This is a genomic window from Haematobacter missouriensis (genome assembly GCF_000740775.1).
Lineage (GTDB): Bacteria > Pseudomonadota > Alphaproteobacteria > Rhodobacterales > Rhodobacteraceae > Haematobacter > Haematobacter missouriensis.
Genome location: NZ_JFGS01000069.1, coordinates 1 through 529, shown reverse-complemented (window position 1 = coordinate 529; position 529 = coordinate 1). Strand labels below are relative to the sequence as shown.

1 protein-coding gene is annotated in these 529 nt (G+C 64.1%); it reads left to right on the top strand.

Annotated features, from left to right (window positions below):
- Positions 1-474 (top strand): hypothetical protein (locus tag CG51_RS20470; RefSeq protein WP_035747502.1); only part of this gene is annotated, 474 nt, incomplete at its 5' end.
- Positions 475-529: the final 55 nt, after the last annotated feature.

The window sequence follows — 529 nt, the reverse complement described above, 5'->3', positions numbered from 1 at the left end:
GAGGACGCATCCTCCCCGGATGCGCTGCTGGCCTTCCTGCTGGTTGAGCATCCGGCACTGGCGGAGCCGATCCGGCTTGTCTGCGATCCGCTCGGTTACATCTACGATGGCGCGGAATGGACTGGCATCGTCTTTGGCTACACGATCCTCGACGACGCGGAGGAGGCGGTGGCTGTGGCGGAGGTTACCCTGCCGAATGTGGACCGCCGCATCGGGCAGGCGCTGCGCGAGGTCAGCGGAGAGGCACGGTTGACGCTCTCGCTGCTTTCCGCGGCGGATTTTGACCTGTCTGTCGTCCCTCGCGTGCCGATCGGCACACCGGGCGTCATCTATCACATGCCGGGATACGTGCTCAAATCTGTGACCGGGGATGCGCTGCAGATCGCGGGGCAGGTGGGGCTGCATGATTACTCTCAGGAGCCGTGGCCGTGCATCAGCGCGACGCAAGCACGTCTCCCCGGCCTTTATCGCTGAGGATCCAGACATGTCTGCTTGGTGGGCCGATTACATCGGCGTGGAATACGGCGAG